This is a genomic window from Salmonella bongori NCTC 12419 (assembly GCF_000252995.1).
Lineage (GTDB): Bacteria > Pseudomonadota > Gammaproteobacteria > Enterobacterales > Enterobacteriaceae > Salmonella > Salmonella bongori.
This window is the reverse complement of sequence record NC_015761.1, coordinates 4,064,717-4,086,251: the sequence shown is the minus strand read 5'-3', so window position 1 is coordinate 4,086,251 and position 21,535 is coordinate 4,064,717. Positions and strand designations below refer to the sequence as shown.

The following is a 21,535-nucleotide window of genomic DNA, read 5'->3' as shown; positions in this document are numbered from 1 at the left end:
TTTCCCGCAGGCCTGATAAGCGTAGCGCCATCAGGCTGCAGGGCTGCCGGATGGGCACATACAAGGAGAGTAAGAAGAGATTACAGCCATTCGCCGTTGCGAATGACACCGACCGCCAATCCTTCAATGGTGAAGCTTTGTTCGCGCAAATCCACCACTATCGGTGTAAACTCACTGTTTTCCGGCAGAAGTTCTACTTTATTACCCTGTTTTTTCAAGCGTTTTACGGTGACTTCATCATCAATGCGAGCCACAACCACCTGCCCGTTGCGAACATCCTGCGTTTTATGTACTGCCAGTAAATCGCCATCCATAATGCCAATGTCTTTCATCGACATGCCGCTTACGCGCAACAGGAAATCCGCGCTGGGTTTGAACAAAGAAGGATCAACCTGGTAATGGCCTTCAATGTGTTGCTGCGCCAGCAGTGGCTCACCCGCCGCTACGCGCCCAACAAGTGGTAACCCCTCTTCTTCTTCCTGTAACAGACGGATACCTCGAGAAGCGCCGGAAACGATTTCAAGCACCCCTTTGCGCGCCAACGCTTTAAGATGTTCTTCCGCCGCGTTTGGGGAACGGAACCCCAAACGCTGCGCGATTTCCGCACGCGTCGGTGGCATACCTGTCTGGCTGATGTGATCCCGAATGAGATCAAACACCTCTTGCTGCCTGGCCGTTAACGCTTTCATTCCGCCCCCTGGGTGTATATACAGTCATGCTGTGAGTATATACAGTTGAAGGTGATTTTGGAACCACAAACCGCGCAAAAAACAAGAGATTTATAAAATTTGGAACCTTTATCGAAAATGTGACCATAACAGAATGCCCCAGGTCATCAGGGCAACGAAAATAGACAGCAGCACCGCAGCCGACCCCATATCTTTCGCCCGCCCGGAAAGTTCGTGATAGTCAGAACCGATGCGGTCAACGACGGCTTCTATCGCACTGTTGAGGATTTCAACGATCATGATAAGTACCAGGGAACCTATCAATAACACGCGGGTAATGGCATCCACATCCAGCCAACAGGCAATAATGACGCCCAGCAATACCGCCAGGCTTTCCTGGCGAAACGCGGCTTCGTGAGTCCATGCGGCGCGAAATCCTTTCCAGGAATACCCTGCCGCTTTGATAATTCTGGTGAATCCAGTGGTATTATTGGCCATCAAAAGAACCTTTTTACATTATTAACGTCAATGACATTATACGGCCGCCCTGCACGATTCGGGCTGCCGTTATAGAGCGCGAAGTATGACGGGATACAACAGAAATTCGCTAAACTTTCTGATATCCTTGCAGCGCATTTGCATTATTAACCAGAGGCTTTACATCGTTTATGTCCGGCTGGCCACGAATTTACTACAAATTACTGAATTTACCATTAAGCGTACTGGTAAAAAGCAAGTCTATTCCGGCGGAACCCGCTCAGGAATTGGGACTCGATACTTCTCGTCCCATTATGTATGTCTTGCCATACAACTCAAAAGCGGACTTACTGACGCTGCGCGCCCAATGTCTGGCGCACGATCTTCCTGATCCGCTGGAGCCGCTGGAGATCGACGGCGCGCTACTGCCTCGCTATGTATTTATCCATGGCGGGCCGCGTGTTTTTACGTATTACACGCCAAAAGAAGAGTCGGTGAAGCTTTTTCACGACTATCTCGATCTGCATCGCAGTAATCCGGCTTTGGATTTACAGATGGTGCCCGTTTCCGTGATGTTTGGCCGCGCACCGGGTCGTGAAAAGGGGGAAGTGAACCCGCCTTTACGTATGTTGAACGGCGTACAGAAATTTTTTGCCATCTCCTGGCTGGGGCGCGATAGCTTTGTCCGATTCTCGCCCTCCGTCTCGTTGCGTCGCATGGCTGATGAACACGGTACCGATAAAATCATCGCCCAGAAACTGGCGCGTGTAGCGCGTATGCACTTCGCCCGTCAGCGCCTGGCGGCAGTTGGCCCTCGCCTGCCCGCCCGTCAGGACCTGTTTAACAAACTGCTGGCGTCGAAAGCTATCGCTCGCGCGGTGGAAGATGAGGCGCGCAGTAAGAAAATTTCTCACGAAAAAGCGCAGCAAAACGCCATTGCACTGATGGAGGAGATCGCCGCGAACTTCTCTTACGAGATGATTCGTTTGACCGACAGAATTCTGGGCTTTACCTGGAATCGGCTTTACCAGGGGATTAACGTTCATAACGCCGAGCGCGTACGCCAACTGGCGCACGACGGGCATGAAATCGTTTATGTGCCCTGTCATCGCAGCCACATGGACTATTTGCTTCTCTCGTATGTGTTGTACCATCAGGGGCTGGTTCCGCCGCACATTGCCGCCGGTATCAACCTTAATTTCTGGCCAGCCGGGCCGATTTTCCGCCGTCTTGGCGCGTTCTTTATTCGCCGTACTTTCAAGGGCAATAAACTCTATTCCACCGTCTTTCGCGAATATCTGGGCGAGTTATTCAGCCGTGGATATTCTGTAGAATATTTTGTGGAAGGGGGGCGTTCGCGTACCGGACGTTTGCTCGATCCGAAAACCGGCACGCTGTCGATGACCATCCAGGCGATGCTGCGCGGCGGTACCCGCCCAATTACGTTAGTGCCTATTTATATCGGCTACGAACACGTGATGGAGGTGGGAACGTACGCCAAAGAATTGCGCGGCGCGACAAAAGAGAAAGAGAGTCTGCCGCAGATGCTGCGCGGTCTGAGCAAACTGCGCAATCTGGGTCAGGGCTACGTTAACTTTGGCGAACCGATGCCGCTCATGACGTACCTGAATCAGCATGTACCGGAATGGCGTGAATCTATTGACCCTATAGAGGCCATCCGTCCCGCCTGGCTAACGCCGACGGTAAACGGTATCGCTGCTGAACTGATGGTACGTATTAACAACGCTGGCGCAGCAAACGCGATGAACCTGTGCTGTACCGCGCTACTGGCATCGCGCCAGCGTTCGCTCACCCGCGAACAGCTCACCGAGCAGCTAAATTGTTATCTCGATCTGATGCGCAATGTGCCTTACTCCACGGACTCGACCGTTCCTGCCGCCAGCGCGGGCGAACTCATTGATCATGCGTTGCAGATGAATAAGTTTGAGGTTGAGAAAGACACCATTGGCGATATCATCATTCTGCCACGCGAGCAGGCAGTGTTGATGACCTATTATCGCAACAACATTGCGCATATGTTGATTATGCCTTCGCTGATGGCGGCGATTATCACCCAGCATCGCCGCATTTCGCGTGATGCGCTACAGCAGCATGTTGAAGCGCTCTATCCGATGTTAAAAGCGGAGTTGTTCCTGCGCTGGGAGCGCGAGGAGTTAGCCGCGGTGATTGACGCGCTGGCCAGTGAAATGCAGCGTCAGGGGCTGATTACTGTGCAGGACGACGAACTGCATATCAACCCGGCGCATTCACGTACGCTGCAACTGCTGGCGGCGGGCGCACGCGAAACGCTACAGCGTTATGCCATTACGTTCTGGCTGTTGAGCGCCAATCCGTCCATCAACCGCAGTACGCTGGAGAAAGAAAGCCGTACCGTGGCGCAACGTCTGTCAGTCCTGCACGGTATTAACGCGCCGGAGTTTTTCGACAAGGCGGTGTTCAGTTCGTTAGTGCTGACGCTACGGGATGAGGGCTATATCAGCGATACGGGCGATGCCGAACCGGCAGAAACGATGAAGATATATCAGATGCTTGCCGATCTGATTACCTCCGATGTACGCCTGACTATTGAGAGCGCGACGCAGGGCGAATAAGCCAACGCCGGAAATGCCCGATAGCGCAGGCTTATCGGGCGACTGATATGACGTATTGAAAATTTTGGGTTTGTAGGCCGGGTAAGGCGTCGCCGCCACCCGGCATGACATCAGAAGTGCCAGTAACTCATCGCCAGCCCTAAAAACAGCACCAGGCCAACATAGTTATTGTTCATAAAGGCTTTGAAGCAAGCTTCGCGCTCCCGGCTCGCAATCAGTTTTTGCTGGTATGCAAACAACGCTCCTGCCACCAGCACAGACCAGTAATATCCCCCTCCCAGACCATTCAACCCGCCGATCAGGGCCATTAACGCCAGTACGCCAAGCTGTAAAATCCCGATAATCAGTTTGTCATAACGGCCAAACAGAATCGCCGTCGATTTAATGCCAATCTTGATATCGTCATCTCTGTCGACCATCGCATATTGTGTGTCGTAGGCGACGGCCCAGAGAATATTGGCGAGGAACATCAACCAGCAACTCAGCGGTGTTGATTCGCTCACTGCGGCGAATGCCATGGGGATTGACCAGCCAAAGGCGGCGCCCAGCACCACCTGCGGCAGGTGGGTATAACGTTTCATAAAGGGATAAACCCAGGCCAGCGCCAGTGCTGCTACGGAGAGCAGGATCGTCATAGTGTTCAACGTCAGCACCAGCAGAAACGCAAGCAGCACCAGCACGATAAACAAATTACGCGCTTCTTTCTCTGTCACGGCGCCGCTGGGTAAGGGTCGGTTGGCGGTACGTTTTACATGACCGTCAAACTTGCGATCGGCATAGTCGTTCACCACGCAGCCCGCCGCGCGCATTAACCATACGCCGGCGACAAAAACCGCTAAAATCCACAGTTGAGGCATACCCGGCGTTGCCACCCACAGCGCCCAAAGCGTCGGCCAGAGCAGCAGCAACGCGCCAATAGGCTTATCTGTACGCATCAAACGGTGAAACGCCAGCAGCTTACTCTGCGTCAGACTCCACTCCATTTTTATCTTCCTCTTAGTACAGCGGCGATGCAGGTAAAAAAAGCTCAGTGAGCAAGAGCGGCTTTCCGCTCAACCGCAAGCGAGAGCGTCGCCCCCAAAGCGTTGCATCGCGTCCAATTTCAATAAAATCGCGGGTCAGCATCGATGATGTAAATAGATAACGTCCAAGCGGGGTTTTTCCCAGATGTTGTAAGACCTGCTCAGGTCCGCACAGCGTGGATTCCGGAACGACGGTACGCCCGGCAAGCCAGGGTTCGCCATCCGCGCAAAGGAGGATTTCGCGTAACCAGTAGCGGGATTCGGATGGCAATAGACTGAGCGCTTCCTCAACCTCACTTTGACCGACAAACCCTTCCCGAATTAGCGTCACGCTTACCTGTTTTCCCAGCTGCTCAAAACGTTTGGTCATGGAATCTTCCAGCAATAGCCAGTCCAGCAAAGGGGGTTCAAGCGCAGGAATTGCGTCAAAATAGCGCAGCGCACGCAGTTGCGTTAACGCAGGGTGTGACATGCCTTACTCTCCGATTCATAACCTAAAGTCATTGTATCTCAGAAAAGACATTACGGGGGGCGCAAACACAATTAAGTGATCTGTTGCGCAACAAAAAAGTAACAATTCGCATGAAATGATAAAAAAGGTGCGCCAGGAGACGCACCAGTTGCTGCAAAATCAGCAATGTGGGGACACAATTACCCCTTGCCTTTTACACTGCTGATAAAAGTGGAACGGGCAGATGTCGAGCCCAGACGTTCGGCCTCATCAAGCAGTTTCAGCGCTTTATCGACGTCGCCTTTCGCTACGGCATCCTTAATCGCTTTATTAAAGTAGCTTTCCGTATCGTTCAACATCGGTTCGCTTTTCTTTGGCGCAACAGGCGCTGGCGCAGCGACCGGCGCCGCGGTATTTCCGACCGTTACCGGCCCCGTACCGGACGAGCCAAACAGCGGGCCAACCAGTACGCTGGAACTACTGTTAGTTTTCACCTTCAGTTTCAACAGTCCGTCAGTGGTATGACGGGCTACCGGATCGGGAATATCCGGGACAGAGTTACCGACGCCTTTGGCATAGGCTTTTGCCGGATCGAGCAGCGTAGTGGTTTGCTGAAGATCTTTTTCGGTCGTAAATACCAAAACATAGAGTTTTTGTTGCCCCAGCGCAGGCGTCAGACGCATCACGCCTTCCAACCGGTCTGCGCTCATGACGCCCGGCTGCTGATAAGTAAAGTAACTGCTGGGGAAGAACGCCGAAGGCGTCATATTTTGGTCAAGAATCAACACGTTTGGCGCAAAAACGCTGGCTTGCTTATTGACTTCGCTGGAAAGCGTTAGCGTTAGCTCGCCGATATTTGCCGGAACGCTCCAGGCAGCGACCGGGCCGGTGATGCCGGCAACATCAAGCCGCTGACCGCTGGTCGCAAGTTGGGTAGACTGTGTTTTTGACTGGTCGACGGGCGTCCAGGTTAATTGCTGTAGCGCAGCAGCGGGAATAGCGGGCGCTGCACTGGTATTTTGCGGTACATAGTTCACTTCTGCCAGGCTGATACCCGGCGCGCTGGCGAACAACCCTGTGGTTAAACAGAGGGCGATGAGACTTTTCTTCATTTTCATTATTATCACCTCAATAAGGTGGGTTCAGCGGTAGCCAGGCAATAGCGCGCCAACCCAGGCACAGTACCGGATGACGGTTAACGTTTTATCCGGCCTACAGACATCATCAGATCTTACGCTTTAGAGGGGCTTGCGCCCCTCGTTACATCAGATGACCGTCGTATTACCACCAGATTTCCATCTGGGCGCCGAAGGTCCACTCATCGCTATCGCCACGGCTGGTGGTATTGATACCGCTGTTGCTTGCGGCGGCATAACGCAAGGTTTTATCACCATCTTTGATATAACCCCATTTCTCATCCCACTTCGCATAAGTCGCAAACACACGGATAGCCGGGCGCGACCAGATGCTGTCGCCTGCCTGCCACTGTTGCGCCAGGGTGATTTTGTATTGGTTGTTATGATCGCCAGTCTGCTGAGATTTCACGTTGTCATAACCCACTTCCAGCAGGGTACTCATGATTGGCGTCCATTTGAACATCGGACGTACGCCTACAGTCCACCAATCGGTACCGAGTTTATTGTCCAGGTCTTGTTTCTGGAACATACCGACGTACATCAGATCCCAACGATCGCCCAGCGAAATCGCGCCGTGATCCAGCACGCGCCATAGTTTGCCGTTATTATTGACGTAGTCGTCAACGTGGTGGATGACATTACCGTCAGCGTCTTTTGTATCATAGGCATACCCATAGGTACCCTGCGCCCCGCCTTTACCCTGCGTGGTCATCGCGTCAGTCGCATACTGAAGGACAAACTTGTTGTAGCCTTTCAACATGCTTTGGGTATGTTCCGCGGTGAACATCCAGCCGTCTTTAGTTGCGCCATCAACATAGCTGTAGCCGTCGCTCTTATTCGCCCGACCATAGTCAACGCCCAGTTCCAGCACGCCATCCGGGTTGGTCTGCAAGCCTGCTAAACGGACATCGAAAACATCGTTCGCGGTATCTTTAGAAGTATCGTAAATATTTTGGCTGCTGAAGGTGTAAGAACCGCCCGCTTCCTGAGAGCGGGTCGCCGCCAGTGAAAGCTTACCAAAGCCCAAATCGATATTTTCAATACCCGCGCCAGGACCAGAAATATCCCAGTAGTAGAAGTCGATCATGTGTACGTCGTGACGCTGATAGAAGCGTTTACCGGCCCAGATAGTGGAACCCGGCAGCCATTCAATCAGGTTTTTCCCCTGCACGTTTGCTTCGCGGAAGGCAGGATCGGTCGATTCCCAGTCGTTCTGCTGTGCGACAGAATAGGCGACGTTGGTGTCGAAATAGAAGCTCTTATCGCCCTCTTTCCACACTTCCTGACCCAGTTTCAGTTCCGCATAGGTTTCACATTCGTTACCGAGACGGTATTTACTTTGTGCACCGGTCACCTGGAAACATTGTTGTTCACCGCCGCTTCCCGTCCAGCCAATACCGGAACGGGCGTAACCGTGAAAATCGACAGCCATTGCCTGAGCGGACATGACGCCCGCAGCGACAGCAACCGCCAGAGGAAGTTTGCGCAGAGTAATCATCATTCTATCTCCTGAGATCATTGCTTTTCTTTAAACGCGTCACCCTTGAAGTCGTCTCAATACCACCTGGAGGGTTGTGCGTTTTCTTTTTTAATGGAGGCCTTAAACGCCCGGCTCTTGATGCAGTCGACGACATGCGCTGCCATCTTCACGGAACAGATGACAACGCTCTGGCGGCAGGCCGATAGCGAATGTGGCGCCCTCTTCTACCAACACCACGTCGTTCTGGCGATAAACCAGGTTTTGACGGATGGCGGGGATCTGGATATGAATTTGTGTTTCGTGACCTAATTGCTCGACAACCTGGACTTCACCTTCCAGGGTGACATCGGCGATATCGCTCGGTAGTAAGTGTTCCGGACGAATGCCTAAAGACATGTTGGCACCGACCTGAACATCACGGCTTTCAACCGGCAGCCAAATTTGCTGGCGATTCGGCAGTTCAACCTGGACCTGGTCAATCGCGGTAGCGGTCACTTTCACCGGCAGAAAGTTCATCTTCGGCGAACCGATAAAGCCCGCGACAAAGCGATCCGCCGGATAGTGATACAACTCCAGCGGCTTACCGACCTGAGCGACGCGACCGGCGTCCAGCACCACGATTTTGTCGGCCAAAGTCATCGCTTCGACCTGATCATGAGTGACGTAAATCATTGTGCGCCGCAGACGTTTATGCAGACGGGAGATTTCAATGCGCATTTGCACGCGCAGTGCGGCGTCGAGGTTAGAGAGCGGTTCGTCCAGCAGGAACACACGTGGCTCCGCCACCAGCGTACGGCCAATCGCCACACGCTGACGCTGACCACCGGAAAGTGCCTTCGGCTTACGTTCCAGCAAATGCGCCAGTTGCAGCACTTCCGCCACCTGGTTGACGCGTTGATTCATTACCTCTTTTTTCGCGCCTGCCAGCTTAAGACCAAAAGACATGTTTTCTGCAACGGAGAGGTGGGGATAGAGCGCATAAGACTGGAATACCATGCCCACGCCGCGCTCAGCGGGCGGGATATCATTCATGCGGGTTTCCCCAATAAACAAATCCCCACGGGTAATGGTTTCAAGTCCGGCGATCATTCGCAGTAAGGTCGATTTACCACAGCCTGACGGTCCCACAAACACCACGAATTCCCCGTCATGGATATCGAGGTTGATATCTTTCGATACCACCACGTCACCCCAGGCTTTCGTTACATTTCGTAGCTGTACGCTCGCCATGCCCTTCTCCCTTCGTTACAACCTGTCATTGACAGCAACATTCATGATGGCCTGACTATGCGCGATCCCTGGCTGGCATAAATCCTCCGCCCCCCGGCTTTTTTATGGGGGAGGAGGCGGGAGGATGAGGACACAGCGCCTGAGACCACAGACGCGGACAGAAAAGGAATTTCGTGATGTCGTCCGCAAAAATCGGCGTGTTTTTGTGTGCGCCAGTACGCATTACTCACATTTATGTAACACAGATCACATAAAGGATGGGTGGGGCGTAGGGGTAGGGAGGATGGAAAGAGGTTGTCGTATAAAGAAACTAGAGAGCGTTAAACCACCTCTGTGTACATCACCAAAAAGGATGGGAGATATGAAGATTAAAACTGGCGTAGGCATCCTCGCATTATCCGCACTTACGACGATGATGATTTCCGCCCCGGCTCTCGCCAAAATTGAAGAAGGTAAACTGGTTATCTGGATCAACGGCGACAAGGGCTATAACGGTCTGGCCGAGGTCGGTAAAAAATTTGAGCAAGACACCGGTATTAAAGTCACCGTTGAGCATCCGGACAAGCTGGAAGAGAAATTTCCGCAGGTTGCAGCCACCGGCGACGGTCCTGACATTATCTTCTGGGCGCACGACCGTTTTGGCGGCTACGCGCAGTCTGGTCTGCTGGCGGAGGTCACTCCGGATAAAGCGTTTCAGGACAAACTCTATCCGTTCACCTGGGATGCAGTACGTTATAACGGCAAGCTGATCGCCTACCCCATCGCCGTTGAAGCTCTCTCCCTGATTTACAATAAAGATCTCGTCCCGAACCCGCCAAAAACCTGGGAAGAAATTCCTGCGCTGGATAAGCAACTGAAAGCGAAAGGGAAATCAGCGCTGATGTTCAACCTGCAAGAACCGTATTTTACCTGGCCATTAATCGCCGCTGATGGCGGGTACGCGTTCAAATTTGAGAACGGCAAGTACGATGTGAAAGATGTTGGCGTCGACAGCGCTGGTGCGAAAGCCGGTCTGACCTTCCTGGTCGATATGATCAAAAACAAAAACATGAACGCCGATACCGACTACTCCATCGCCGAAGCCGCCTTTAATAAAGGCGAGACGGCAATGACTATTAACGGCCCGTGGGCATGGTCAAATATTGATAAGAGCAAAGTGAACTACGGTGTGACCCTGCTGCCGACCTTCAAAGGCAAACCGTCGAAACCGTTCGTCGGCGTGCTGAGCGCGGGAATCAATGCCGCCAGCCCGAACAAGGAACTGGCGAAAGAGTTCCTCGAAAACTATCTGCTGACCGATCAGGGACTGAGTGCGGTGAACAAAGATAAACCGCTGGGCGCCGTAGCGCTGAAATCCTTCCAGGAGCAATTAGCGAAAGATCCACGTATCGCCGCGACCATGGATAACGCCCAAAAAGGCGAAATCATGCCGAACATTCCGCAGATGTCTGCCTTCTGGTATGCGGTGCGTACAGCCGTCATCAACGCCGCCAGCGGTCGTCAGACTGTAGATGCTGCGCTGAAAGATGCACAAGGTCGTATCACCAAGTAATACGGTTTCCCTTATTTTTTAGGGAATCAGGTTTATTGAATACGTTGTTACGCGAAATCATTCGCGCTACATCGAGGCGGCAAGGAGGCAAATCCTCAGGAGCTTACATAAGTAAGTGACTGGGGTGAGCTTCCGCAGCCAACAAAGAGGTAGTGCGAAGGATAAAGCGTAAAGAGGAAGATCCCCATGGATGTCATTAAAAAGAAACATTGGTGGCAAAGCGACGCGCTGAAATGGTCAGCGATAGGTCTGCTGGGCCTGCTGGTGGGTTACCTTGTAGTTTTAATGTACGCACAAGGGGAGTATTTGTTCGCCATCATGACGCTGATTTTAAGCTCTGCTGGCCTCTATATTTTCGCGAATCGTAAAACCTATGCCTGGCGCTACGTTTACCCAGGCCTCGCCGGAATGGGACTGTTTGTACTCTTCCCGCTGGTTTGCACTATCGCCATTGCTTTTACCAACTACAGTAGCACCAACCAGCTTACCTTTGAACGCGCCCAACAGGTGCTGATGGACCGTTCTTATCAGGCTGGCAAAACGTATACCTTCGGTTTGTATCCGACTGATGACAAGTGGCAACTGGCCCTGACCGACGGCGAAACCGGCAAACATTATTTGTCTGACGCATTTACCTTTGGCGGCGAACAAAAACTACAGTTGCAGGAAAGCGATGCCCTGCCGGGCGGCGAACGCGCCAATCTGCGTATTATCACCCAGAACCGCCTGGCGCTGAACCAACTGACCGCCGTTCTGCCGGACGACAGCAAAGTGATTATGAGCTCACTGCGTCAGTTTTCCGGTACCCGCCCGCTGTATACACTGGCTGATGACGGTCTGCTCACCAATAACCAGAGTGGCGTGAAATACCGGCCTAATAACGATATCGGTTACTATCAGTCTATCAACGCAGACGGAAGCTGGGGCGACGAAAAACTCAGTCCCGGTTATACCGTTACTATCGGCGCGAAAAACTTCACCCGCGTCTTTACCGATGAAGGTATCCAGAAGCCCTTTTTCGCCATCTTCGTCTGGACGGTGGTCTTCTCTGTCCTTACCGTGGTACTCACCGTGGCGGTAGGCATGGTATTGGCATGTCTCGTACAGTGGGAGGCACTGAAAGGTAAAGCTATCTACCGCGTACTGCTGATTCTGCCCTACGCCGTACCGTCGTTTATCTCAATCCTGATTTTCAAAGGGCTGTTCAACCAGAGCTTTGGTGAAATCAACATGATGCTGAGCGCTTTATTCGGCGTGAAGCCCGCCTGGTTCAGCGACCCGAATACCGCGCGGGCGATGGTGATCATCGTTAATACCTGGCTGGGCTACCCCTACATGATGATTCTGTGTATGGGATTACTGAAAGCGATACCCGACGATCTGTATGAAGCGTCGGCAATGGATGGCGCCGGTCCATTTCAGAACTTCTTCAAAATTACGCTGCCGCTGCTGATTAAGCCACTGACTCCGCTGATGATCGCCAGCTTCGCCTTTAACTTTAACAACTTCGTTCTGATACAACTGTTGACCAACGGCGGGCCAGACCGTCTCGGCACCACCACCCCAGCCGGCTATACCGACCTGCTTGTCAGCTACACCTACCGCATTGCCTTTGAAGGCGGCGGCGGTCAGGACTTCGGTCTGGCGGCGGCTATCGCCACCCTGATCTTCCTGCTGGTAGGGGCTCTGGCCATCGTGAACCTGAAAGCCACACGCATGAAGTTTGATTAAGGGAGAGAACAATAATGGCTATGGTACAACCCAAATCGCAAAAATTGCGTCTCTTTATCACACACCTGGGGCTACTGATTTTCATCGCGGCGATCATGTTCCCGCTGCTGATGGTCATCGCCATCTCATTGCGTGAAGGGAACTTCGCCACCGGCAGCCTGATTCCGGAAAAAATTTCCTGGGAGCACTGGCGGCTTGCGCTGGGCTTTAGTGTAGAACATGCGGATGGCCGAGTAATGCCGCCACCTTTCCCGGTGCTGTTATGGCTGTGGAACTCGGTGAAAATCGCCGGTATTACCGCCATCGGTATTGTGGCGCTCTCCACCACCTGCGCCTATGCCTTTGCGCGTATGCGTTTCCCAGGCAAAGCGACGCTGCTCAAAGGAATGCTGATTTTCCAGATGTTCCCGGCGGTACTGTCGCTGGTAGCGCTGTATGCGTTATTTGACCGGCTGGGACAATACATCCCCTTTATTGGCCTGAACACGCATGGGGGTGTGATCTTCGCCTATCTTGGCGGTATCGCGCTACATGTCTGGACGATTAAAGGCTACTTCGAAACGATTGACAGCTCGCTGGAAGAGGCGGCGGCACTGGATGGCGCGACGCCGTGGCAGGCATTCCGCCTGGTACTATTGCCGCTCTCAGTACCGATTCTCGCAGTCGTGTTTATTCTGTCTTTCATCGCAGCGATTACCGAAGTTCCGGTCGCGTCACTGTTACTGCGCGATGTAGACAGCTACACGTTGGCCGTAGGTATGCAGCAATATCTCAACCCGCAAAACTACTTGTGGGGCGACTTTGCCGCCGCGGCCGTACTTTCCGCCATTCCCATCACCCTGGTATTCCTGTTGGCGCAGCGCTGGCTGGTCAACGGCCTGACGGCAGGGGGGGTGAAAGGCTAACCTTTGTTATACCTGCCCGGAAACGGGCAATGCCACTGTCGTCAACTTATGTTATCCCCACTATGGTCGTATTTCGGCGCTCTTTGGAGCGCCTTTTTTTATCCGTCACGGACAATAACTGGCTTTATGTTATTTGACAATGCCGTTATGATTATTTTCTTTTGTGCTTTTTATCACGGAAAATATATCATTCGGTTCATTTTTAGCGAATTAAACAGAATTAAGATCACAGAAAAGATATAACGTAACGGTAATGTAAAAAATGATAATTGTCTTCCCTGCCCGTTGAAACCACCATCATCCACACTGACAAAATAGCTGCATCATTTAAGGCAGGTCTGGATGAATACCCAATATAATTCCCGCTATATTTTTTCGATTACATTAGTCGCAACATTAGGAGGGTTATTATTCGGCTATGATACCGCGGTTATTTCCGGTACCGTCGAGTCTCTAAATACGGTTTTTGTCGCTCCACAGCAGTTAAGTGAATCCGCCGCTAACTCGTTACTTGGTTTTTGCGTTGCCAGCGCGCTGATTGGCTGTATCATCGGAGGCGCCATTGGCGGTTACTGCAGTAACCGTTTTGGTCGTCGCGATTCCTTAAAAATCGCTGCCCTGCTTTTCTTTATTTCCGGTGTCGGCTCCGCCTGGCCCGAATTAGGTTTTACCACCATCAACCCGGATAATACCGTTCCCGTCTATTTAGCCGGTTATGTTCCGGAATTTGTTATTTATCGAATTATCGGCGGTATTGGCGTCGGATTAGCCTCAATGCTCTCTCCGATGTATATCGCGGAGCTAGCCCCTGCCCATATCCGTGGCAAGTTAGTCTCATTTAACCAGTTCGCCATTATTTTTGGACAACTGCTGGTTTATTGCGTGAACTATTTTATTGCCAGATCCGGCGACGCTGTGTGGTTGAATACGGATGGCTGGCGATATATGTTTGCCTCAGAATGTATTCCGGCGCTGCTCTTTTTACTGCTGCTCTATACCGTACCGGAAAGCCCACGTTGGCTAATGGCGCGCGGCAGAAATGAACAAGCGGAAGGCATCCTGCGCAAAATTATGGGCACCTCACAGGCAACCCAGGCGATGCAGGAAATCACCCATTCGCTGGAGAATGGCCGCAAAACAGGCGGACGCCTGCTGATGTTTGGCGCAGGCGTGATTGCGATTGGCGTCATGCTGTCCGTCTTTCAGCAATTTGTTGGGATTAACGTGGTCCTGTATTACGCGCCGGAGGTATTTAAAACGTTGGGGGCCAGTACCGATGTCGCATTGTTACAGACGATCATTGTCGGCGTCATTAACCTGAGCTTTACCGTGCTGGCCATCATGACGGTCGATAAGTTTGGTCGTAAGCCGCTGCAAATTATCGGCGCGTTGGGTATGGCGCTGGGGATGTTTAGTCTCGGCACCGCCTTTTATACTCAGGCGCCAGGCATCGTGGCGCTGTTATCAATGCTGTTCTACGTCGCCGCGTTCGCCATGTCCTGGGGTCCGGTGTGCTGGGTGCTGTTGGCAGAAATCTTCCCTAACGCGATTCGCGGTAAAGCGCTGGCGATTGCTGTCGCCGCGCAATGGCTGGCGAATTACTTTGTCTCCTGGACCTTCCCCATGATGGATAAAAACTCATGGCTGGTCGCCCATTTTCACAACGGTTTTTCCTACTGGATTTATGGTGTGATGGGTGTGTTGGCGGCGCTATTTATGTGGAAATTTGTACCGGAAACCAAAAGCAAAACGCTGGAGGAACTTGAGGAGTTATGGGCGTCTACAGGAAAGAAAACGCCAAAAGTCGCCCTGTAATAAGTTAATTTATCGCCATGCCGTACTTCCGTTACGGTGTGGCGACGTCTATTCTCGTCTTAACCGATTCGAATTACATAACCACAAGGTAATCACCAACAGTAGGATCGCCGCCGAATAGAGTAAGACGTCCATTGGCGTTTTATGATCGACGATGATCAGGCGCACAATCGCCGTGATGCCAATATACACGAAATAGCGCAGCGGGAAGTGAAAGCCAGACTTAAAGTACTTCACAATCAGCGCAATAAATTCGAAATAGAGAAAGTAGATCACCAGCCCTTCCACCAGTTCATATTTACTGGCCTGCTCAGGTACAAATAGTGCGTCCGCCAGATGAAACGTTTCTTTACCGAGAAACACGGCCAGGATCAGGCCGAGAACCAGTAGCCCTAAATTCAGTACGTTTTGTAAAATGGTGGCGATGAACTCAAGACGTGAGCGTGACAACAGCATCATAACAGCCCCTCTTTCTCTGTAGCGAGGTTTCTGTATAACGCACAAATGTGACGAACATCTATATTTTTTGTTTATGTTTATATTTTGTTCAATAAGAGGATTTGCCGGAGGGCGCCACACACGCCTTATCCGACCTGAGTTCCTTAACGGAAATTGACGTTCCTGTCACTGGTCATATCATACAGGCCAAACTTACGGCCCAGTTGCTGCCCGCCGTCACGCGTCAACGGTGTCCAGCCAATCGCCGCACGGCTGCGGGTTGGCCCAGATGAGAAGAGATCCAGCGGCACGGATACGTACACACCTTTAGTAAAGTCCCCTTCTCCATATTCGTCCGGCGACGCGTCGGTAATCGTCGCATAACCGCCGACAACGACACCACTGTCGAAGCGTTTGGCGATCTCCAGCGTACCGCCTTTATCACCTGCGAGATACTGACCTACGCTGGCTTTCACCAGCACATCCTGAGCGAACGACGGCGTCCAGTAAGCGGTCAGATGTCCGGTTTTAACGCTATAATCGGTGAACGTCATCATGTCCTGCGCGCTACGCCAGTCACGCTGTTTTACATAGTTAGCGTCCAGACCAAACGCCCAATTACTGTCTACCGGACGGTACAGTACTTCCGCCCCGGCACCGCCAAACATGGTTTCCAGATAGCCGCCATAAACCTGCCCGTAAAAGCCATTGCCAAAATACTGAAGGTAGTTAGCCTGCAGGTTATTCACATAGACATCATTTTGCACATACTCACGAACATGCGTACGTACCCGCGGCAGATGTGAATCCTGTGGCGGGTTGGTGTAATTAAACTTATCGTAATTGTTGGCGATATTGGCAAACACACTGCCGGTAGTGAGCAAATGATCCGTTACCCACAGATCTGCAGTCCCCATCACGCCCAGTTGATACATGTAGAAGTTTTCCGGCCCGCCTACTGACTGGTTCAGGACCGGATCGAGATGAAAAGCAAAGCGCGACTTGTCGATATACCAGCCCTGCTCGGTGCTCTCCGGCACGATCGGCTCCAGGCGTTTTTGTGCCAGTGGCGTTTCATGTCCCAGCGGTTCACCTTCCAGATGCCGTTTCAGGCTGGCAACATCAGTTTCGGTCGTCACCTGCGGCAAATTAAGACGGTTTTCCGTCACGCGGATCGTACGGATCCCTTCAGGAAGATCGTTCATCACGATCCGGTTGGCGCGCATGATCCCCTCGCGTGAATCCCGGTATTTCACTTGCTCTCCCGTAACGTATAGCGTATCACCTTTGACCTGAATTTTCGGATCTGCAAAACCTGCGTTGTATTTCAGCAAGGTGAGCTGGTTCGCCACCACTGAATGTTGCAAGATGGCATCCTGCGGTTGCGGCCGGTATTGCGGACGTGAATTGTCGTTGTACGAGGGGCGTAACTCGTTGAAATTAGCGCGTAACGTCACACCAAACATCAATGTATTGCCGCGCTCGTAGCTGAGGTTAACGTCGGCCCAATCGGTGACGCGATAAATGGCGCCGACGTTAAACTTGCTCTTTTGTTCCAGCTTGCCGGCAAAGTCCTGCTGATAATTATTGCCCTCATACTCCAGTTTCAGGCGCAGCGGCTGCCAGGGCGTCTGATATTCCACACCGCCAAACAGCGAGGCCGGACCGTGGAACATATCACTACCGTCAACAGATCCTGCCTGTTTGTAGCTATTGTCGCGCGTACAGAATTTATTACTATACGAACAGAAGGGATTAGACACATTGCCGCTGGTGCCAAGGTAGCCCCAGCCGAGACCTAATGAGAAGTCAAACGGCCCCCACGCTTTGTTTGCCACAATATATTCCGCATCAAACAGGCCGGTACCGCCGATATCGCGCGCGCCGACCGCCACCTGCGGCATCCAGTAACTTTCTTCCCATAATCGCAGTTTCACATCAAACGCTTTATCTTTGTAAGTCTGGTCACCGGAGAAGGACTCCACGCTGCTGTATTTCTTCGTACGGACATCGGTATAGCGCAACGTAGTTTCCAGCCACGGGAAAAGCTGAACAGAAGCCGAGTAGTACCGATACTGATCGTTATCGCGATAGTTGAGACTCATCTCTCCTTCGCGCGCCATCCGCGCCGTCGGCGTTTGCAACAATCCCACGCCGCCAAAGTCAGATTGAGAAGGCCCAATGGGGGCCGGGTACGTTTCTGCATGACAGGCCGCGCTTATGCCCAGCGCCAGAAAGCTGAGCAGATGTGTTTTTTTCATTATTCCGGTATCCGCTGCGTCAGGGTATGAAGAATGTCGGCATTCATCGGCTCCGGCGAACGGCTCCAGATGGAATCGGCAAAGCCGACAAAAATAATGCTGCCGGGCATAGGCTCCACATGGCGCTTATTCCAGTAAGCCACCGGCGCTTTTTGGGTGCGTCCATCAGGATAAATCACCCAGGCATAGCTACGATCCGCGCCACTGAGCAAGCGTTGGCCTTCAAGATAGCTGGCGACACTTCGTCCGGGCACAAACGACCGGTTGCCCGGCTGGCTAATCAAGCCGAAGAGCGAAATCTGTGTAGGTTGCGGCCCGACCCAAAGCGAATAGTGACCTTGCATCGGCGGATTGCCGCGTTCACTGACACGAACCACATCAGGATCAAGACGCACGAATTGCCTGCCCGTCACCTTTAACGCCTGAATTTGCTGTCGCAGGGCGTTTATCGCCGCCGCCGCATCGCCCTCTTCCCCAGAGCTGAGCGCCGCCAAACGCGCCAGAAGTTCCTGCTGCTGGCGGCGCGCCGTCATGGTCGCCTGTTCCTCACCTATCACCGCCGCTGGCCACCAGCTCGTCGCCAGGCGCGGCTGACCTACAACATCAAGCAGGCGCTCTGCGCCAGTCAGTGTCCGAGGCTCGCTATTACCGTGGATAAATACTGTTACCGTACTGCTGGCAGAGGTGGATGATGCGACAAGGGCCAACATCAGCGCGGTTATCGTCCTTTTAATCATGATTTCGCCGCCTTAATCAGCGTGGTTCTCACCGGAAAATAATTCGCCCCCAGATATTGCTCCGACTGGCGAATTTTTCCTTCGCTATCAATCCAGTATCGGTTATGCCAGCGTGCGCGACTGGTCGTCACTTCCTCATTAAGCACCCGCACGGCGGTTTCATCCCGGCCCACGTTGACGCGATCGCTACCGCCCCATGTGAAAACGGAACGAGCAGTGGCGTAACGCACCTGTTTATGCTCAGTCCAGCCCATCGTGCGGGTCCAGCTTGCGCCATCGATGATTTGCTGAGGTTTTGCCAGCGGATCAGCCGCCAGATTATTCACATCAATCAGGTTGTCGCTGCCGAACAGGGTTTTGACCAGACGGCCATGCTGCGTCACGATCGTCGCACCGTCCTGTGTCACCCATTTCTGTTGCCCGTTTTCTGAGAAGGCGAGTACCACAAAGAGTTGAGGACCGCCGTTAAGCTGCATGTACTGGCTGGCATAAGGCATATTTTGAATATCGTCATCCGTGAGCTGTACGCCAGGCGTACCGAACAAACTCTCCCACAATGAATTTCCCAGACCTTGAGTGGTGGCGGAACACGCCTGTAATAGCAGGCAAACCAGAATGAGTGCGGGTCGTTTCACGACGCTTCTCCAGAGGGGCAAAATAACCACACCGAAGTGTGGTTAGAATTAAACGTACCAATGCTACTGGGTACGGGTGGTCGTGGTGGTTGTGGTCCCGGTATTGGAACCATCGCCACCGCCGGTTGCCGCTAACGCGACGCCCACCGCCGAACTTACGGTGCTAACACTGGTCGCGGAGGAGCTTCCCGCCGACACCGATGTCGCCGCCGTGCCTGCCGCTTCCCCTACCTGAACAGGGGCCGCCGAGACGGAGGTCACCGCAAGCGCGGATATGGCCAAAAGGCCATACAGTACTTTTTTCATCATAATTTCCCTTCATTGCATGAATGGAGATTTACCCGAAAGAATTTCGGGCGCTACCGAGTATACACAAGCCGAACAGTGCAAATTATTCATCCCGGGAATTTAGGATAATTAGAAATGGAGAGATTATTTATTATAATATGAAAAAATTAATTATAAAAATCAGCTAGTTAAAATATATAAATGAAAATTCAATATCCGTAAAGTCTGAAAATATAAGAAACACGTTCCCATTGAGTGAATTAATTTAGGATTAAGCTCAATTAAGTATTTAGATGAAAATAAAAATTCTGATAAAAAAGCCGATAATAATATCGGCTTTTTTACTTCGTTATTGCCGGATGGCGTCGCCAGCAACTTAGAGCCTATCCCTTCAGGCGCGCCAGGATTTATAACGGTTAATCAAGCCGTTAGTGGAACTATCGTGGCTGCTGATTTCTTTATCATCACCCAGCTCCGGCAGAATGCGGTTCGCCAGCTGTTTACCCAACTCAACGCCCCACTGGTCAAAGGTGAAGATGTTCAGGATCGCGCCCTGAGTAAAGATTTTGTGCTCATACAGCGCAATCAGCGCTCCCAGGCTGAACGGTGTAATTTCGCGCAGTAAAATGGAGTTAGTGGGACGGTTGCCTTCAAACACTTTGAATGGAATAACATGCTCAAGCTGCGCTGGATCTTTACCCTGATCACGATATTCCTGCTCAACCACTTCGCGGGATTTACCGAACGCCAGCGCTTCGGTTTGCGCAAAGAAGTTAGACAGCAGCTTCTGATGATGATCGGATAGCGGGTTATGGGTGATCGCCGGGGCGATAAAGTCGCAAGGAACCATTTTGGTGCCCTGATGAATGAGTTGATAAAACGCATGCTGACCGTTAGTACCCGGCTCGCCCCAGATGATGGGGCCCGTCTGGTAATCCACGGCATTACCGTTACGATCAACGTATTTGCCGTTGGACTCCATATTGCCTTGCTGGAAGTAGGCGGCAAAACGGTGCATATACTGGTCGTACGGCAGAATGGCTTCGGTTTCCGCGCCGAAGAAGTTGTTGTACCAGATACCGATCAATGCCAGCAGAACGGGCAGGTTTTTCTCCGCCGGGGTCGTAGAGAAGTGCTTGTCCATCGCGTGCGCGCCGGAGAGTAGCTCAACAAAATTGTCGAAGCCAACGGATAGAATGATAGACAGACCGATGGCAGACCACAGTGAGTAACGGCCACCTACCCAGTCCCAGAACTCAAACATATTAGCCGTGTCGATACCAAATTCGCCCACCGCTTTGGCGTTCGTCGAAAGCGCGGCAAAATGTTTCGCGACGTGTTTTTCATCGCCTGCGGTTTTCAGGAACCAGTCGCGCGCGCTGTGGGCGTTAGTCATCGTTTCCTGAGTGGTAAAGGTTTTGGACGCCACCAGGAACAGAGTCGTTTCCGGGTTCACTTTTTTCAGCACTTCGGCGATGTGAGTCCCATCTACGTTCGAAACAAAGTGCATATTCAGATGGTTTTTGTACGGGCGCAGCGCTTCAGTCACCATGAACGGACCAAGGTCAGAGCCGCCGATACCGATGTTCACCACGTCGGTAATCGCTTTGCCGGTGTAACCTTTCCAGCTACCGGAGATAATCGCTTCAGAGAACGTTTTCATCTTCTCCAGTACGGCATTCACTTCTGGCATCACGTCTTTACCATCAACCAGAATTGGGGTATTGCTACGGTTCCGCAGCGCAACGTGTAGCACCGCGCGATCTTCGGTGCGGTTGATCTTCTCACCGGAGAACATTGATTTGATAGCGCCAGCCAGATCGGTCTCTTTCGCCAGATCCTGTAGTTTTGCCAGCGTCTCTTCGGTGATGCGGTTTTTGGAGAAATCCACCAGCATCAGATCGTCAAAAGTTGCGGAAAACTTCGCAAAACGGTCGCTATCTTTCGCAAAAAGCTCAGCGATCGTGACATCTTTCATTTCATCGTAATGTTTCTGGAGCGCCTGCCAGGCAGAAGTCTGCGTTGGATTGATGTTTTTCATTAGCAATACTCTTCTGATTTGAGAATTGTGACTGGAATCGATTGTAACGCCAGTCA

18 protein-coding genes are annotated in these 21,535 nt (G+C 52.2%); 5 read left to right on the top strand and 13 right to left on the bottom strand.

Annotated elements, in window-relative coordinates:
* Positions 1-80 precede the first annotated feature (80 nt).
* Both lexA and SBG_RS19275 read right to left on the bottom strand, forming a co-directional pair.
* Positions 81-689, bottom strand: a complete 609-nt coding sequence (gene lexA / locus SBG_RS19280; RefSeq protein WP_000646081.1) for a transcriptional repressor LexA — start codon at positions 687-689, stop codon at positions 81-83.
* Between the two features lie 108 nt (positions 690-797).
* Positions 798-1,166 carry a diacylglycerol kinase gene (locus SBG_RS19275; protein WP_000002901.1) on the bottom strand — a complete coding sequence of 123 codons (369 nt, stop codon included), beginning with the start codon at positions 1,164-1,166 and terminating at the stop codon, positions 798-800.
* A gap of 170 nt (positions 1,167-1,336) precedes the next feature.
* Here SBG_RS19275 and plsB point away from each other — a divergent pair, with 170 nt between their 5' ends.
* The gene (plsB, locus tag SBG_RS19270) at positions 1,337-3,757 is read left to right on the top strand and encodes a glycerol-3-phosphate 1-O-acyltransferase PlsB (protein WP_000017370.1); all 2,421 of its coding nucleotides are present in this window, start codon (positions 1,337-1,339) and stop codon (positions 3,755-3,757) included.
* A 110-nt stretch (positions 3,758-3,867) separates the two neighbouring features.
* Here plsB and ubiA read toward each other — a convergent pair whose 3' ends face one another.
* The 5 genes from ubiA to malK all read right to left on the bottom strand — a co-directional run bounded on the left by ubiA (position 3,868) and on the right by malK (position 9,076).
* Positions 3,868-4,740 carry a 4-hydroxybenzoate octaprenyltransferase gene (gene ubiA, locus SBG_RS19265; RefSeq protein WP_000455242.1) on the bottom strand — a complete coding sequence of 291 codons (873 nt, stop codon included), beginning with the start codon at positions 4,738-4,740 and terminating at the stop codon, positions 3,868-3,870.
* A gap of 13 nt (positions 4,741-4,753) precedes the next feature.
* Positions 4,754-5,251, bottom strand: a complete 498-nt coding sequence (gene ubiC / locus SBG_RS19260) for a chorismate lyase (RefSeq protein ID WP_000019222.1) — start codon at positions 5,249-5,251, stop codon at positions 4,754-4,756.
* 179 nt (positions 5,252-5,430) lie between these two features.
* On the bottom strand, positions 5,431-6,348 hold the full coding sequence (malM, locus tag SBG_RS19255) for a maltose operon protein MalM (RefSeq protein ID WP_000782488.1): 918 nt from the start codon (positions 6,346-6,348) through the stop codon (positions 5,431-5,433).
* 163 nt (positions 6,349-6,511) lie between these two features.
* Positions 6,512-7,867, bottom strand: coding sequence for a maltoporin (locus SBG_RS19250; protein ID WP_000973676.1), 1,356 nt, complete (start codon positions 7,865-7,867; stop codon positions 6,512-6,514).
* 99 nt (positions 7,868-7,966) lie between these two features.
* Positions 7,967-9,076: a maltose/maltodextrin ABC transporter ATP-binding protein MalK gene (gene malK, locus SBG_RS19245; protein WP_000179170.1), complete on the bottom strand. Its 1,110-nt coding sequence runs from the start codon at positions 9,074-9,076 to the stop codon at positions 7,967-7,969.
* Positions 9,077-9,437: 361 nt separating this feature from the next.
* On the opposite strand from malK, the gene malE reads away from it, so the two are divergent.
* The 4 genes from malE (at position 9,438) to xylE (ending at position 15,079) form a co-directional block, all read left to right on the top strand.
* A complete protein-coding gene (malE, locus tag SBG_RS19240) occupies positions 9,438-10,628 on the top strand; it encodes a maltose/maltodextrin ABC transporter substrate-binding protein MalE (protein WP_000695418.1) in 1,191 nt (396 codons plus the stop codon).
* A gap of 186 nt (positions 10,629-10,814) precedes the next feature.
* Positions 10,815-12,359, top strand: coding sequence for a maltose ABC transporter permease MalF (gene malF / locus SBG_RS19235; protein WP_000382557.1), 1,545 nt, complete (start codon positions 10,815-10,817; stop codon positions 12,357-12,359).
* A gap of 14 nt (positions 12,360-12,373) precedes the next feature.
* Positions 12,374-13,264, top strand: coding sequence for a maltose ABC transporter permease MalG (gene malG / locus SBG_RS19230; protein WP_001252082.1), 891 nt, complete (start codon positions 12,374-12,376; stop codon positions 13,262-13,264).
* A 342-nt stretch (positions 13,265-13,606) separates the two neighbouring features.
* Positions 13,607-15,079, top strand: a complete 1,473-nt coding sequence (xylE, locus tag SBG_RS19225) for a D-xylose transporter XylE (RefSeq protein WP_001097249.1) — start codon at positions 13,607-13,609, stop codon at positions 15,077-15,079.
* Positions 15,080-15,127: 48 nt separating this feature from the next.
* Here the strand turns inward: xylE and psiE are convergent, their stop codons facing one another.
* The 6 genes from psiE to pgi all read right to left on the bottom strand — a co-directional run bounded on the left by psiE (position 15,128) and on the right by pgi (position 21,479).
* Positions 15,128-15,538: a phosphate-starvation-inducible protein PsiE gene (psiE, locus tag SBG_RS19220; RefSeq protein ID WP_000979336.1), complete on the bottom strand. Its 411-nt coding sequence runs from the start codon at positions 15,536-15,538 to the stop codon at positions 15,128-15,130.
* 143 nt (positions 15,539-15,681) lie between these two features.
* On the bottom strand, positions 15,682-17,778 hold the full coding sequence (locus tag SBG_RS19215) for a YjbH domain-containing protein (protein ID WP_000750781.1): 2,097 nt from the start codon (positions 17,776-17,778) through the stop codon (positions 15,682-15,684).
* On the bottom strand, positions 17,778-18,515 hold the full coding sequence (locus SBG_RS19210; RefSeq protein ID WP_000596072.1) for a capsule biosynthesis GfcC family protein: 738 nt from the start codon (positions 18,513-18,515) through the stop codon (positions 17,778-17,780). The genes SBG_RS19215 and SBG_RS19210 overlap by 1 nt, the downstream gene beginning before the upstream one ends.
* Positions 18,512-19,150 (bottom strand): YjbF family lipoprotein, encoded by a 639-nt coding sequence (locus SBG_RS19205; protein WP_000828339.1) that lies wholly within the window; start codon positions 19,148-19,150, stop codon positions 18,512-18,514. Before SBG_RS19205 ends, SBG_RS19210 begins: the two co-directional genes overlap by 4 nt.
* Positions 19,151-19,213: 63 nt before the next feature.
* Positions 19,214-19,456 carry an exopolysaccharide production protein YjbE gene (gene yjbE, locus SBG_RS19200; RefSeq protein ID WP_038393487.1) on the bottom strand — a complete coding sequence of 81 codons (243 nt, stop codon included), beginning with the start codon at positions 19,454-19,456 and terminating at the stop codon, positions 19,214-19,216.
* 373 nt (positions 19,457-19,829) lie between these two features.
* Positions 19,830-21,479, bottom strand: a complete 1,650-nt coding sequence (gene pgi / locus SBG_RS19195) for a glucose-6-phosphate isomerase (protein ID WP_000790023.1) — start codon at positions 21,477-21,479, stop codon at positions 19,830-19,832.
* Positions 21,480-21,535: the final 56 nt, after the last annotated feature.